Consider the following 13,163-nt stretch of genomic DNA (forward strand, 5'->3'; position numbering starts at 1 on the left):
ATCCTTCAATTTCTCAGGAGAAGTCACGATGAACGTCAGAAACACGCTCGGGTGCATCGCACTGGCTGCCGTCTGTACGGGCCAGGCCGCCGCGCAGGAAGCGGCGACCTGCCGCGCGGTGCGGTTTGCCGACATCGGCTGGACCGACATTGCCGCGACGACCGCGCTCGCGTCGACCGTGCTGTCGAGCCTCGGCTACCAGCCGACCAAGACGATGGCCTCGATTCCGATCGCGCTGGCGGGGCTCAAGGCACGTCAGATCGACGTCTACCTCGGCGACTGGCGGCCGTCGATGGACGCCACGAGCGCGCCGTTCGTGAAGAGCGGGGCCGTGAAGGTGCTGGACCGCCCGAATCTCGTCGGCGCGAAGTACACGCTCGCGGTACCGGCCTACGCGTACGACGCCGGACTGCGTTCGTTCGACGACATCGCGAAGTTCGCCGACCGGCTGCAATACCGGATCTACGGGATCGAGCCGGGGAACGACGGCAACGAACTGATTCACAAGGCGATCGCGGGCAACCAGTTCGGCCTCGGCAAGTTCAAGCTGGTCGAATCGAGCGAGGCCGGCATGCTGGTCGAGGTGCGGCGCGCGATCCGCGATCATGCGTGGGTCGTCTTTCTCGGCTGGGAGCCGCATCCGATGAACCTCGACTTCAACATGCGCTACCTCGCCGGTGGCGACAACCTGTTCGGCCCGAACTACGGGGAGGCGAAGGTCTATACGATGACGTCGCCCGATTATGCGGCGCGCTGCCCGAACGTCGCGCGGCTGGTTGCCAACCTGCAGTTCACGACCGAGATGGAGAATCAGGTGATGAAGGCGATCGCCGGCGGCAAGCAGCCGGAAGTCGCGGCGAAGGCGTGGCTGCAGCAGCATCCCGACGTGCTGAAGGGGTGGCTGGCCGGGGTCAGGACGGTCGACGGCCGCGATCCGCAGGCGGCCCTCCAGGCCGCGCTGAATCTTCACTGAGCCGGCTGAACGCAACGGCCGCCGCCATACCGGCGGCGGCGTGAGCGCTGTGCATCCGGGGGCCGGGTGCGATATGCTCGGCTCGATCCTTTTCGGGAGAAACGACGATGAGCCACAACCGCACCGGCCGGCTGGCCGGGAAAGTCGCCGTGGTGACGGGCGCCGCGAGCGGCATCGGCAGGAGCATCGCGCTGCGATTCGCGAACGAAGGCGCCAGCGTGGTCGCGACGACGAGCCGCAACACCGCGCAGCTCGACGAGACCTGCCGCCTGGCCGGCGACGGGGTCATCGTCGCCAGGCAGGCCGATGCCGGATCGGCGGAACAGGCCGAGGCGCTGATCGACTTCGTGGAGCGCCGGTTCGGCCGGCTCGACGTCATGTGCAACAACGCGGGCGTCATTCGCGAGGCCCCGCTCGTCGACACCACCGAAGCGGACTGGGATGCCGTCATGGACGTCAACCTCAAGGGCGTGTTCCTCGGCTGCAAGTACGCGATTCCGGCGCTGATCCGCGCCGGCGGCGGGTCGATCGTCAATATCGGCTCCACGAGCAGCTTCGTCGGCGAACCGCTTCATGCGGCCTATTGCGCATCGAAGGGCGGGGTGCTGATGCTGACCCGCTGCGCGGCGATCGAGCACGCGAAGGATCGCATCCGCGCCAATGCCGTCTGTCCGGGCTGGATCGATACCCCGATGAATACGCCGTTCATCGACGCGCTCGGCGGGCGCGGCGCGATGGACGCGCTGCTCGACGAGGTTCAGCCGCTCGGAATGGGGACCCCGGAGCAGGTCGCCGATGTCGCGCTGTTCCTGGCCTCGGACGAAAGCAGTTTTGTCACCGGCACGTCGATCCTCGTGGATGGCGGCTTGACTGCGCGGTAGCGCGCGTGGCGACGAGCGCGGCGTCGCGAGTCGCGCTGCGCGGCCGCCCGGCATGCCGGCGATGCACGCGTTCGCCCGGCGCGGCGCAGCCCTGCCGGGCCGCGCCGTCCGGCTACCACGCGTACGACGGCGCTTCGTCGTCGAGAATGGCGCGGAGCTCCGCCAGATGCTGCTCCGCGAACCCCGCATAGTCGTCGCGCCACTGCAGCATGGTTTTACGCGCGACGGCGTCGGTCGCGAACCGCAGCGGCTGGCCGGTTTGCAGCGCGGTCACATACGTCGCGCACGCCCGCTCGAAGTAGTACAGATCGTCGAACGCCTGTGCGACCGACGACGCGACGACGATCACGCCGTGCTGGCCCATCAGCAGCACGGGCTTGTCGCCGAGCGCGTCGGCGACGCGGCACGCCTCGTCGCCGAGCCCCATGCCGTCGAAGCCGGTGTCGATCGCGACCCGCTCGAAGAAGCGCATGCAGTTCTGGTCGAGCGGCGGGAGCGCGGGCTGCGCGAGGCACGACAGCACGGTCGCGTACGTCGAATGCACGTGCAGCACGCAGCGCGCGTGCCGGTGGCGCTTGTGGATTTCCGAGTGAAGCGCCCACGCGGTGATGTCGGGCGCGTTGTCGCGCCGGACCGTCTCCGGGTCGTCGGCATTCACGAGCAGCAGTTCGCTCGCACGGATCCGCGAGAAATGGCGCCCACGCGGATTGATCAGAAATTGCCGGTTGTCGTCGGAGACGGCGGCGCTGAAATGGTTGGCGATCGATTCGTGCATGCCGAGGCGCGCGGTCCAGCGGAACGCGCAGGCGAGGTCCGCGCGGGCCGCGCGATGCGCCTGATCGGGTTGCGTGGCTGTGAGCATGTCGGGCTCCCGTTGCGAGAGGGATCAGAACCAGCGTTGCGGGCTGGCTTCGAAGTTGAGGTACGCGTGCTTGAGTTCCGTGTATTCGTCGAGGCCGCTGCGCGACAGTTCGCGGCCGATGCCGCTGGCCTTGTAGCCGCCCCACGGCGCGCCCGGCAGCGTGACGTTGTAGTCGTTGATCCAGACCGTCGCCGCCCGCAGCCGGCGCATGACCCGGTTCGCCCGCGCGAAGTCGCGGGTCCAGACCGCGCCCGCGAGCCCGAACGGCGTGTCGTTGGCCAGGGCCACGGCCTCGTCTTCGCCGTCGAACGCCTCGACGGTCAGCACCGGGCCGAACACTTCCTCGCGCGCGATCGTCATCGTCGTCCGGACGTTCGCGATCAGCGTCGGTTCGACCCAGAAGCCGGTTGCGAACGCGTCGCCTGCCGGTACGCGGCCGCCGCACACGATGCGCGCGCCGTCGCGGGCGGCCTCGCCGATCAGCGAGAGCACGCGGTCGCGTTGCTGCGCGGAAATCACCGGGCCCATCCGGGTGGCATCGTCGTCACCGCGACCGACGCGGATGGCCGCGATGCGCGCGGCAAGCGCATCGACGAACGCATCGTGCAGCGTGCGTTCGACCAGTAGCCGCGAGCCAGCCGAGCACATCTGGCCGGCGTTGAAGAAGGCCGCGTTCAGCGCGTAATCGAGCGCCGTGTCGAAATCGGCGTCGGCGAACACGAGGTTCGGATTCTTGCCGCCGAGTTCCAGCGACACGCGCTTGAAATTGCCCGCGGCCGCGCGCATCACGCTGGCGCCGGCGGCGTTGCTGCCGGTCAGGGAAATCAGGTCGACCTGCGGGCTCGCCGCGAGCGCGTCGCCCACGTCGGCGCCGCCCGTCACGAGATTGAGGACGCCACGAGGCAGGCCCGCGTCATGCGCGAGTTCCACCAGCCGATGCGTCGACAGCGGCGTCAGCGACGCCGGCTTGACGACGACCGTATTGCCGGCCACCAGGGCCGGGGCGAGCTTCCATGCCGCCTGCAGCAGCGGGTAGTTCCACGGCGTGATGAGACCGCAGACACCGACCGGCTCGCGCAGCGTGACGCTGAGCACGTGCGGCTTCGCCGCATTCATGCTGCCCGTCTCGGTAACGGCGAGGCTCGCGAAGTAGTCGAATGCCGCCGCGGCGTCGTGCACGTCGGACGACGATTCGGCGAGCGTCTTGCCGGTGTTCGCGGTTTCGATGCGGGCGAGTGCGGGCGCTTCGTCACGCAGCGCGTTCGCGAGGCGGCGCAGACAGGCCGCCCGTGCTTCGGCGGGCAGGTGCGGCCACTCGCCCGCGTCGAAGGCAGTGCGCGCCGCGCGAATCGCGTGCCCGGCGTCGGCGGCCGAGCCGTAGGCGGCCCGTGCGATCGTTTCGCCGGTGGCAGGATCGACGATGGCGCGCTGCCCGCCTGCGGCGGCGGGTTGCCAGGCGCCGTCGATGTAGAGCTGTTTGATGTGCATGTGCTGGTTCCACGGAGTCGGAAGATCGGCGTGCCCCGCCCGTGCGGAGCGGAACGCGAGCTGAATATAAGGTCGGCGCGAGCCGCTCACTTGATCGAATGCGACGGCGTGCGACGCGCGTGCACGGCCATGACGGGCCGATCCGGCCGGGACGGAACGGGGCGACGGAAAGCCGGCACAAAGCGACATGACGATGTCGCTTTTCATCAAGTTCTGGCCCGTCGCGCGCGGCAGAGTAATGGTTCGCGAGGGCCGCGCCCGCGCACCCTCGCTCAATCGGCCGGCCCGGCCCTGATCGGTATCGCGATGACTTCACGGAACATGCAAGCGGCGGCGGTACCCGCGCCGCATCGGGTGGGGCTGCTGGTGATGCCTCAGTTCTCCCACCTCGGGCTCGCGCTCGTGATCGAGGCCATGTCGCTCGCGAACTGGCTGGCCCAGCGCGTGCGTTACGAGTGGACCGTCCTGTCGGTCGACGGCGAACCCGTGGATGCCACGAACGGCATGTGGACGCCGACGCGGCCGATCGGCGATGCGCGCGGCGGGTTCACGACGATCTTCGTGATCGCGAGTTTCGACGCGCAACGTCACGCGAAGCATCGCGGCGTGAAGACCTGGCTGCAGAACCAGATGGCCTTCGGCACGCAGATCGGCGGCATCGAGACGGGCACCGAACTGCTTGCGGCGGCCGGCTTGCTGCAGGGCCGTCCGTCGGCCGTGCACTGGGACAACGTCGAAGGCTTCCAGGAGGCTTATCCGAAGGTCGGCGCCACCACACGGCTCTACACGATCGAGCCGCGCGTCATCACCTGCGCGGGCGGCACGGCGATCATCGACATGATGCTCGAATGGATCGGCCGGTCGGAGGGCGCCGAGCTCGCCGGGGAGATCGCCCGTCACCTGCTGCATGCGAAGCTGCGCGGCGCGGACGCGCTGCAGCTCGCGGAGGGCGAGGCCGCGCCGGCCTCGACGAGCACGACGGTGGCGAAGGCCGTCAGGCTGATGCGCGAGTCGATGGCGGAGCCGATGTCGTGCGAATCGCTTGCGCAGGCGGTCGGGCTGTCGAAGCGGCAGCTCGAGCGTCACTTCAAGCGGCATATGGCGACCGCACCCTTGCAGTACTACCTGAGCCTGAGGGTGGCGACCGCGCATCAGTTGCTTCAGCAGACGGAGCTGAGCGTATCGCAGGTGGCCGCGGCGACGGGCTTCGAATCGATCGAGCATTTTTCGCGCGTGTACAAGTCGCGGTTCGGATGCCCGCCGAGCCGCGACCGGTCGCAATCGTGGGCGGCGCCGGTGATGCGTCACCGGGCGCCGGCGGCCTGACGCGCGTGCTGCCGGGCGGGCCCGTTCCGGCGGCGCGCGGGATTGGGGCGCAAACGCCGTTCCGGGTCCACGGCCAAAGCTGGTATCCTGACCGCACCACGTTCACGCGGGAGGGTGCCATGGCAGCCAAGGAAGTCTCGAAGAAAAAGTACTTGAAGATCCTGAACAAACGCCTGCGCGCCGAGCCGGATGCCCCGGCCGGCGCGTCGTTCGCTTTCTACCCGCTGGGTGCGAAGGCGAAGCAGGCGACGGGCGTCGCGTCCAGCGAGCCGCGCAGCAAGCGCGAACTCGCGAAGATGGCCGCGATCCAGCGCAAGGCGGCGGAAGAGTTCGTCGTCACCGGCGCCTAGGCCGCGCCATCGTCGTTTGCGCGGCCGCGTGGCGGGCGCGCAAACGGCTTTTCCTGTCGATATCGATTGGATGCCGCGCGGGCGAACCGGCCCGCGCGCGGTGGTTTTTGCCGGCTTTTTCCCGCTACGCGGCCGCCGCCTCGCAATGCGCGATCGCGCCGGCGAGCACGCGCGGAATGTCGTGCGTGATGGCCGGGCCGTGCATCGGCAGGATCACGTCGAGATCGAGCGCCTCGATCCGGCGCAGCGCACTCGCCAGGTGGGCGAGCGACGGCAGGTAGTCCGAACGCCGGATCGAATCGAGAATCGCCGGCAGCGGGTCGTCCGTCGCTTCGTCGCCGAAGCGCATCAGGATGTCCGACGACAGCAGCGCCTTATACGCCGGCAGATACACGACCAGTGCATCCCACTGATGGACATGCTTCGTGAAGATCGGCACGACGTCGACACCGGAAATCGTCGTCGGCTCGCCGTCCTTCAGCGGCTTCGCGCGCACCCCGAAGATATCGGCCAGCCCATGCGTGCAGATCGGATGCGCATACGCGACGAGCGCCGGATTGGCCGCGAGGAAGTCGGGCAGGGCGCCCATCTCGTCGACTTCGAAATGCGGAACGATCACGCTGCTCACCCTCGACGGCGTGATGCCGACGGTCGCGAGGCTCGCGGTCAGTTGCGGAAAATTGGAACGCGTGCCCGTTTCGATGCAGACGACGTCGCCGTTCGGCGAGCGGACGAAGAACTGGCTGAAGCCGAGCTTCAGCTTGTCGATATAGGTCGTTGCGCGAAACAGGCCGCTGCGGATTTCTTCGATACGGGCGTTGTCCATCGATGCGATCCTTGCGCGGGCAGTGGGGGCCGGACACCACCATCGCGCGATCGCCGCGATGCGCCGGGCAGGCGCGCGACCCAGTGCCTCGACTCAGTCTAGCAGTGTCGGTCCGGCCGCGAATCCTGTCAGTTCACGCAGCAGCCGGCCGGGAGCAGCGCTGAACGCCGTCCCGGCCGTCATGAACACCCAGGCTGATGCGGCGCTCAGGAGATCTTGTCCGCCGCCGCGTACTGGCCGCTGCCGCCCGTTTCGTCGCCCGCCGCGAGCTGTTCCAGCGCGAGGCCCTTCGTCTCGATCCCGAGCGTCCACACGGCGAACGCGGCCGCGACGAACGACAGCGCGCCGAGCGTGAACACGCCGCCCTGGCCGAACACCGGCAGTACGACACCGACCACGTAAGGCCCGATCAACGAGCCGACGCGCCCGATCGCCGACGCGAAGCCCGAGCCCGTCGCGCGCGCGCCGGTGCCGTACAGTTCGGGCGTATACGTGTACAGCGCGGCCCACATCCCGAACAGGAAGAACTGCATCGCGAGGCCCGTGACGATCAGCAGCGTCGTGCTGCCGCCGTACAGCGCACTTTGGCCGTATGCGTAGGCCATCACGCCGCCGCCGAGCAGCGACGCGATGCAGGTCGGCTTGCGCCCCCAGCTTTCGACCAGCCACGCGGCGCACAGGAAGCCCGGCACGCCGCCGAGCGAGATCAGCACCGTGTAGAACACCGATTTCGTGACTTCGAAGCCGGCCTGCTGCAGCAGCGCGCCGAGCCACGACGTGAGGCCGTAGAAGCCGAGCAGCGCGAAGAACCACAGCAGCCACACCATCACCGTGCGGCGGCGGTACGCGCCGCTCCAGATCTCGCGCAGCGCGCCGCGCCCGCGGGCGGCGACCGGCTCGGCGAGCCGCGACGGCGGCGGCAGCGTCGTGACGCCGGCCGAGCGCATCACCTTCGCCTCGATCGTGTGCATCACCGTGTCGGCTTCCGTGTGCCGGCCCGCATGCTCGAGCCAGCGCGGCGATTCCGGCACGATGCGGCGCACGACGAGCACGAACACGGCGGGAATCGCGAGCAGCGCGAACACCGTGCGCCAGCCGAACTGCGGCAGCACGAAATACGCGACGATGCCGGCCGTGATGAAGCCGAGCGGCCAGAAGCCGTCCATCAGCGCGATCAGGCGGCCGCGCTTCTCGGTCGGCACGAATTCGGACAGCAAGGTTTGCGCGACCGGGAATTCCATGCCCATCCCGATCCCGAGCAGCACGCGGTAGACGATCAGCGCGTCGACGCTCTGCGCGGTCGAGCACAGGTAGGACGCGGCGCCCCACAGCACCATGCTCCACTGGAACACGGGCCGGCGGCCGAAGCGGTCGGCGAGCAGGCCGGCGACGGCCGCGCCGAGCACCATCCCGAAGAAGCTCGCGCTCGCGACGAGGCCGGCGGCCGCGGTCGACAGCCCGAACTCCTTGCGGATCGAGCCGAGCACGAAGGTCATCGTGCCGAGGTCGACCGAGTCGAAGAAGAACGCGATCGCGATGATGAAGAAGATCCGCTTGTGATAGCCGGAGAACGGCAGGCGTTCGAGCCGGGCGGCGGCGGAGGCGGGAGCGGTGGCGGCGGGCATGGCGTCCTCTGAAATGAAAAGGGGCCTCGCAGCGCATGCTCCAAGGCCCCGATGCTTCGGTATTCAGTAGACGCGACCACAAACTGCCGCATCAGAGGAAAAGCGCCGCCTGCTTGCCCAAATGCGTCATCGGCGGCGGCGCGTGCGGCTTCAATTCTTCAGCTTGTAGCCGGTGCGGAACATCCACGCGACGATCGCCAGCAGGATCACGAGGAACAGCGACGTCGCGCCGAGGCTGACGCCCACGTGCACGTCGGCGATCCCGTAGAACGACCAGCGGAAGCCGCTGACCAGGTAGACGATCGGGTTGAACAGCGTGACGACGCGCCATGCGGGCGGCAGCATGTCGACCGAATAGAAGCTGCCGCCGAGGAACGTGAGCGGCGTGATGATCAGCAGCGGCACGAGCTGCAGCTTCTCGAAGCTGTCGGCCCAGATACCGATCACGAAGCCGAACAGGCTGAACGTGATCGCCGTCAGCACGAGGAACAGCACCATCCAGAACGGGTGCAGGATGTGCAGCGGCACGAACAGGCCGGCCGTCGCGAGGATGATCACGCCGAGCAGGATCGACTTCGACGCGGCCGCGCCCACATACGCGATCACGATCTCCCAGTACGACACGGGCGCGGACAGGATCTCGTAGATCGTGCCCGTGAAGCGCGGGAAGTAGATGCCGAACGATGCGTTCGAGATGCTCTGCGACAGCAGCGACAGCATCACGAGCCCCGGCACGATGAACGAGCCGTAGCCGATGCCGTTCACGTCGCTGATGCGCGAGCCGATCGCGGAGCCGAACACCACGAAGTACAGCGACGTCGAGATCACCGGCGCGATGATGCTCTGCATCAGCGTGCGGCGCGTGCGGGCCATTTCTGCGCGGTAGATCGCGCGGATTCCATGCAGATTCATGGGTCAGGCTCCTTGCTGCACGCCGTTGCGGCGGTTGTCGATCAGGCTGACGAAAATGTCCTCGAGCGAGCTCTGCGTCGTATGCAGGTCGCGGAAGCCGATGCCGGCCGAGCCGAGCGCGTTGATCAGCGTCGCGATGCTCGCGTCGTCGCGCTGCGAGTCGTACGTGTAGACGAGCGCGGCGCCGTCGTCCGCGCGTTCGAGCCCGAACGGCGCGAGCGCGGGCGGCACGTCCGCCAGCGGCTGCTCGAGCTGCACGGTGAGCTGCTTCTTGCCGAGCTTGCGCATCAGCTCGCGCTTCTCCTCGACGAGCACGAGCTCGCCGCCGAGGATGATGCCGATCCGGTCGGCCATTTCCTCGGCTTCCTCGATGTAGTGCGTGGTCAGCAGGATCGTCACGCCGCTCTCGCGCAGCGAATCGACGAGCTTCCACATGTCGCGGCGCAGCTCGACGTCGACGCCGGCCGTCGGTTCGTCGAGGAACAGGATGCGCGGCTCGTGCGATAGCGCCTTCGCGATCATCACGCGGCGCTTCATGCCGCCCGACAGCGTCATCAGCTTGTTGTCGCGCTTGTCCCACAGCGACAGCGCCTTCAGCGTCTTCTCGATATGGGCGGGATCGGGCGCCTTGCCGAACAGGCCGCGGCTGAACGACACGGTCGCCCAGACGGTCTCGAACGCGTCGGTCGTCAGTTCCTGCGGCACGAGGCCGATCATTTCGCGGGCCGCACGGTATTGATCGCGGATGTCGTGGCCGCCGACCGTCACGCGGCCTTCGGTCGGCGTGACGATGCCGCAGATCGAGCCGATCAGCGTCGTCTTGCCGGCGCCGTTCGGCCCGAGCAACGCGAAGATCTCGCCGGGGCGGATGTCGAGGGTCACGTGCTTCAGCGCCTGGAAGCCGGACGCGTAAGTCTTGGAGAGGTCGGAGACGGAAAGGATCGGTTGCATGCTCACGGATGGCACGGCCGGCCGGCGTGACGGCATGCGCCGCGCGTGCCCGGTGCCGCCGCCGCTGCGAAGCGGCCGGGACCGGGGACGGCATGGCGAACGGGCGTCATGTCGAACGGCGTTGTGGTGCGGGATCGCGGGATCGCCATATTAGCAATCGATAGATGGAAATGCATTCTCGTGGAAAGGGCGCGCGTTGCCGGTGTCTGATTTGCGCGAATTGCCGCGACATTGCTTAATAAAACACTGCTTTATTTGCGATAGGTGAACAATTTGTGCCGTTTTCGGCGAAGCGGGCGGCGATTGCATTCCGGCGCGGCGGCGGCACGGCTGGCAGGCCGACTGTGCCGCCCGAACGCCGTCGCGCCGTACCGGGACGGCATGCGCGGCGCTCGCGATAATGCGTTCCTTTCATCGTTCATGGAGCGGGGCGCATGTCTTTGATCGATTTCAAATCCGTGGCGGCTGCGCAGGCCGTCGCGTGGACATCCACGATCGTCGGTGAGGTCGGGCCGGCCAGGATCAAGGTGCTGCGCATGGATGCGCAGGCTTACGAAGCGGAAGTGCACGACTACAACGAGGGGCTGCTGGTGCTGGACGGCCGGATGATGCTCGAGGTCGCGGGCGAGACGGTCGTCGTCGAGGCCGGGCAGATGTACCTCGCGCTCGCCGGCACGCTTCACGCGGTGCTGCCGGGCAGCCACGGCACGCTCGCGATCATCGACGTGTAAGGTTGCGCCGCAGCATCGATACGGCCCGTCGCGGGCCGGCCAGCAAGGCCGGGCGCGGGTTGGGCGGCGTTGTTCAAACGCGCGCTGGATGGGGCCGGTATTTGTCTGAGCAAATAAATCGAAGGCTGTTTGAAAAACTGTCAAATCCCCTGCACGCACTAGGATTGCGCGGTTTCGGTCGTTTGGAACTCTGCATCCATTTACTTGTGGGTATCGTCCGATCATAGTTTCCACAAACGACGCATCACGATAACGAATCAAGCGTACGTACGGAGACCAATTCATGAGACGCCTATCCGCGGGGCCAGTCGGACTGCCGTTTCCCGTTTTTTCGCTGAATGCAGGCGCGATGCAGGTCGCGTTCCTGCGTTGTCATTTCGCCGTGTAGCGGCGAACCACTTCCCGTTTCGATCGTTCCGACGGCGCCGTGCCGCATGACGGCGCTGCGGGAGCGCGCTTGTCTGCCGCCGCGGCGTGTGCCGCATTTGCCTGACCGGCATCGCGGCCGCCTTGCGCACACCGTCATGCGCTGCGCGTTCGTGCGGCGGCGCGATACCAACCGGCGGGCCATGCAGCCTGTCCGGACGAGACTTGTCGTACCTGAAAAGGAGGGGTTGATGATTTGCATTCCTGAATGGCGGAAAGCGATCCTGTCATGCGCGGTCGTCGTTTTGCCGTTCGTCGCCGGTTGCGGCGGCGGCGACGATCCGGGGCCGATCACCGTGCCGCAGTGCTCGGGGAGCGCATGCGGGCCGAGCGGCGCTGAAACGACGCCGCCTGTCGTGACGAAGCTGTGTCCGGACGCGCTCGATTACACGACGACCTACACGGGCGGCGCGGGTAGCGGCGAGTACGTGAAGGTGAAATTCGACACGACGAAGCTCACCTATCAGATGCAGTTCCTCGAATCGTCGGTGCCGACGTCGGCAGGGCAGGTCAACAATACGCGTGCGGGTCTGACGATCAGCGGCGCATTCCATCATCCGACCACCCTCCCGACCGCCGAGCAGAACCGCTGCGCGTTCGTGCTCGACAGCGGCGCGACGAGCGACGGCGCGTATGCGGTGACGATCAACCGTGCGGATCCGCCGATGCTGTTCGTCGGCAATGGTGTGGTGGGTGGCGGGATTCCGGGGGCGACGATTGCGTACAAGGGGATCGACCTCGGGGGCCCCACGCCCATCGGCTACGTGCCGTCGCGGACGTTCGATTTCTATCCGTTCATCGGCTTCATCGAAACGGAAACCGACTTTTCGAAGGTCGCGGGCAATTACAACGAGGTCGGCATCCATCTGTCGCCGATCGGCGGGGGCGGGCAGAGCGCGCCGGGGCCAATCGGCTGGGAGCCGGACGTCGTCAACTGGAACCAGACGCTCAATGCGGACGGTTCATGCACGATCACGCAAGGCAGCGACTACTCGTGCCAGACGACCGGGACCCCCTGGGCGCTGCGCAAGAATGCGGACGGGTCGGCCGACAACGTGTTCGTGAGCAACGGGCTGCCGAATGCGTTTGGCGTGGTTTCGTATCCGATCGCGGGGCAGGGGCAGGGGGGGACGATCATCCTCCTTGTGTCGAGCCAGGCCAAAGGCATCATGATCGTCGGCAAGCTGAACGGCGTGCGGATACCGGTCGTGATTCGTGTCGGCTATACGTATGTCGATCCGGCCAATCCGCTCGCGTCGGTCGCCGATGCCGAAGTCGGGATCTCGATGCTGTCGTCAGCCACCGCGATTGCCGCCAATTCGCTGAAGGGCGGTTACATCGGCGCGACCAGCGCATCCGCATGCGGCCTCGTGACGTCTCCCGGCACGGCGAGCTTCATCCCGTCGCCAGGCCCGAGCTTCAATCCGAACGTGCCGCACCCGGATCTGCCTGGCAAGTTCGTCAATGGCACCTTCCTGACGGAAGCAGGAACCTGTAACGACGGCACTGCCGTGTCGACGATGGCCGCGAACTATACGTCCACGCTGTTCCAGGGCAATACCGCGGCGTTCATCGACCCGCAGACGTCGTCGGTCACCTCGCAGTTCGCGCTCGACTATACGCAGGCCACGCCCGGCAAGATCAAGGTCACGGCCACGCAGGACTTCAACGCGAAGGGCGCGAACGGCAACGTGGCGATCTTCAGCAAGGGCGACACCGGCTGGCTCGTGACGGCCGGCAACGTCTACGCGATGGTCGTCAACAACAACAAGGTCAATCCGTTCTTCACGGTCGGCGCGTTCGTCCAGTGAC

General features: G+C 67.3%; 12 protein-coding genes. 6 read left to right on the forward strand and 6 right to left on the reverse strand.

The annotated features are described in order from the left end of the window. The first annotated feature begins 28 nt into the window (after positions 1 to 28). Together ACN8ZM_RS18220 and ACN8ZM_RS18225 are read left to right on the forward strand one after the other, a co-directional pair. Positions 29 to 973, forward strand: a complete 945-nt coding sequence (locus tag ACN8ZM_RS18220) for a choline ABC transporter substrate-binding protein (protein ID WP_089451973.1) — start codon at positions 29 to 31, stop codon at positions 971 to 973. Between the two features lie 107 nt (positions 974 to 1,080). Continuing rightward, entirely contained in the window at positions 1,081 to 1,854 is a 774-nt protein-coding gene (locus tag ACN8ZM_RS18225) for an SDR family oxidoreductase (protein WP_420211962.1), read from the forward strand. A gap of 112 nt (positions 1,855 to 1,966) precedes the next feature. On the opposite strand, the gene ACN8ZM_RS18230 is transcribed toward ACN8ZM_RS18225, so the two are convergent. Next, positions 1,967 to 2,716 carry a class II aldolase and adducin N-terminal domain-containing protein gene (locus ACN8ZM_RS18230; RefSeq protein WP_420211963.1) on the reverse strand — a complete coding sequence of 250 codons (750 nt, stop codon included), beginning with the start codon at positions 2,714 to 2,716 and terminating at the stop codon, positions 1,967 to 1,969. Positions 2,717 to 2,740: 24 nt separating this feature from the next. Further along, complete coding sequence (locus ACN8ZM_RS18235; protein WP_420211964.1) at positions 2,741 to 4,204, reverse strand: aldehyde dehydrogenase family protein; 1,464 nt, start codon at positions 4,202 to 4,204, stop codon at positions 2,741 to 2,743. Between the two features lie 306 nt (positions 4,205 to 4,510). Here ACN8ZM_RS18235 and ACN8ZM_RS18240 point away from each other — a divergent pair, with 306 nt between their 5' ends. Further along, the gene (locus ACN8ZM_RS18240; RefSeq protein WP_043180524.1) at positions 4,511 to 5,530 is read left to right on the forward strand and encodes a GlxA family transcriptional regulator; all 1,020 of its coding nucleotides are present in this window, start codon (positions 4,511 to 4,513) and stop codon (positions 5,528 to 5,530) included. Between the two features lie 119 nt (positions 5,531 to 5,649). Next, positions 5,650 to 5,880, forward strand: a complete 231-nt coding sequence (locus ACN8ZM_RS18245) for a hypothetical protein (protein ID WP_041493471.1) — start codon at positions 5,650 to 5,652, stop codon at positions 5,878 to 5,880. 124 nt (positions 5,881 to 6,004) lie between these two features. Here ACN8ZM_RS18245 and ACN8ZM_RS18250 read toward each other — a convergent pair whose 3' ends face one another. From ACN8ZM_RS18250 to ACN8ZM_RS18265, 4 genes are all read right to left on the reverse strand, one after another. Then, positions 6,005 to 6,706: an MBL fold metallo-hydrolase gene (locus ACN8ZM_RS18250; RefSeq protein ID WP_301769264.1), complete on the reverse strand. Its 702-nt coding sequence runs from the start codon at positions 6,704 to 6,706 to the stop codon at positions 6,005 to 6,007. Between the two features lie 206 nt (positions 6,707 to 6,912). Further along, positions 6,913 to 8,331, reverse strand: a complete 1,419-nt coding sequence (locus ACN8ZM_RS18255) for an MFS transporter (RefSeq protein ID WP_043180521.1) — start codon at positions 8,329 to 8,331, stop codon at positions 6,913 to 6,915. Positions 8,332 to 8,481: 150 nt separating this feature from the next. Beyond that, positions 8,482 to 9,243, reverse strand: coding sequence for an ABC transporter permease (locus tag ACN8ZM_RS18260; RefSeq protein ID WP_011354149.1), 762 nt, complete (start codon positions 9,241 to 9,243; stop codon positions 8,482 to 8,484). Between the two features lie 3 nt (positions 9,244 to 9,246). Continuing rightward, positions 9,247 to 10,194 carry an ABC transporter ATP-binding protein gene (locus ACN8ZM_RS18265; RefSeq protein ID WP_043181413.1) on the reverse strand — a complete coding sequence of 316 codons (948 nt, stop codon included), beginning with the start codon at positions 10,192 to 10,194 and terminating at the stop codon, positions 9,247 to 9,249. A gap of 434 nt (positions 10,195 to 10,628) precedes the next feature. On the opposite strand from ACN8ZM_RS18265, the gene ACN8ZM_RS18270 reads away from it, so the two are divergent. Beyond that, a complete protein-coding gene (locus ACN8ZM_RS18270; RefSeq protein ID WP_420211965.1) occupies positions 10,629 to 10,925 on the forward strand; it encodes a cupin domain-containing protein in 297 nt (98 codons plus the stop codon). Between the two features lie 617 nt (positions 10,926 to 11,542). Further along, positions 11,543 to 13,162, forward strand: a complete 1,620-nt coding sequence (locus ACN8ZM_RS18275; protein ID WP_301769263.1) for a DUF2957 domain-containing protein — start codon at positions 11,543 to 11,545, stop codon at positions 13,160 to 13,162. Position 13,163 lies beyond the last annotated feature (1 nt).

The organism is Burkholderia aenigmatica (assembly GCF_048627025.1).
Taxonomy (GTDB): Bacteria; Pseudomonadota; Gammaproteobacteria; order Burkholderiales; family Burkholderiaceae; genus Burkholderia; species Burkholderia aenigmatica.

Bases quoted from the DNA above. Each gene is read 5' to 3' on its own strand.
- ACN8ZM_RS18220 (WP_089451973.1), top strand. From the start codon at position 29: ATGAACGTCAGAAACACGCTCGGGTGCATCGCACTGGCTGCCGTCTGT.
- ACN8ZM_RS18235 (WP_420211964.1), bottom strand. From the start codon at position 4,204: ATGCACATCAAACAGCTCTACATCGACGGCGCCTGGCAACCCGCCGCC.
- ACN8ZM_RS18275 (WP_301769263.1), top strand. From the start codon at position 11,543: ATGATTTGCATTCCTGAATGGCGGAAAGCGATCCTGTCATGCGCGGTC.
- ACN8ZM_RS18250 (WP_301769264.1), bottom strand. From the start codon at position 6,706: ATGGACAACGCCCGTATCGAAGAAATCCGCAGCGGCCTGTTTCGCGCA.
- ACN8ZM_RS18265 (WP_043181413.1), bottom strand. From the start codon at position 10,194: ATGCAACCGATCCTTTCCGTCTCCGACCTCTCCAAGACTTACGCGTCC.
- ACN8ZM_RS18255 (WP_043180521.1), bottom strand. From the start codon at position 8,331: ATGCCCGCCGCCACCGCTCCCGCCTCCGCCGCCGCCCGGCTCGAACGC.
- ACN8ZM_RS18240 (WP_043180524.1), top strand. From the start codon at position 4,511: ATGACTTCACGGAACATGCAAGCGGCGGCGGTACCCGCGCCGCATCGG.
- ACN8ZM_RS18245 (WP_041493471.1), top strand. From the start codon at position 5,650: ATGGCAGCCAAGGAAGTCTCGAAGAAAAAGTACTTGAAGATCCTGAAC.
- ACN8ZM_RS18260 (WP_011354149.1), bottom strand. From the start codon at position 9,243: ATGAATCTGCATGGAATCCGCGCGATCTACCGCGCAGAAATGGCCCGC.
- ACN8ZM_RS18225 (WP_420211962.1), top strand. From the start codon at position 1,081: ATGAGCCACAACCGCACCGGCCGGCTGGCCGGGAAAGTCGCCGTGGTG.
- ACN8ZM_RS18230 (WP_420211963.1), bottom strand. From the start codon at position 2,716: ATGCTCACAGCCACGCAACCCGATCAGGCGCATCGCGCGGCCCGCGCG.
- ACN8ZM_RS18270 (WP_420211965.1), top strand. From the start codon at position 10,629: ATGTCTTTGATCGATTTCAAATCCGTGGCGGCTGCGCAGGCCGTCGCG.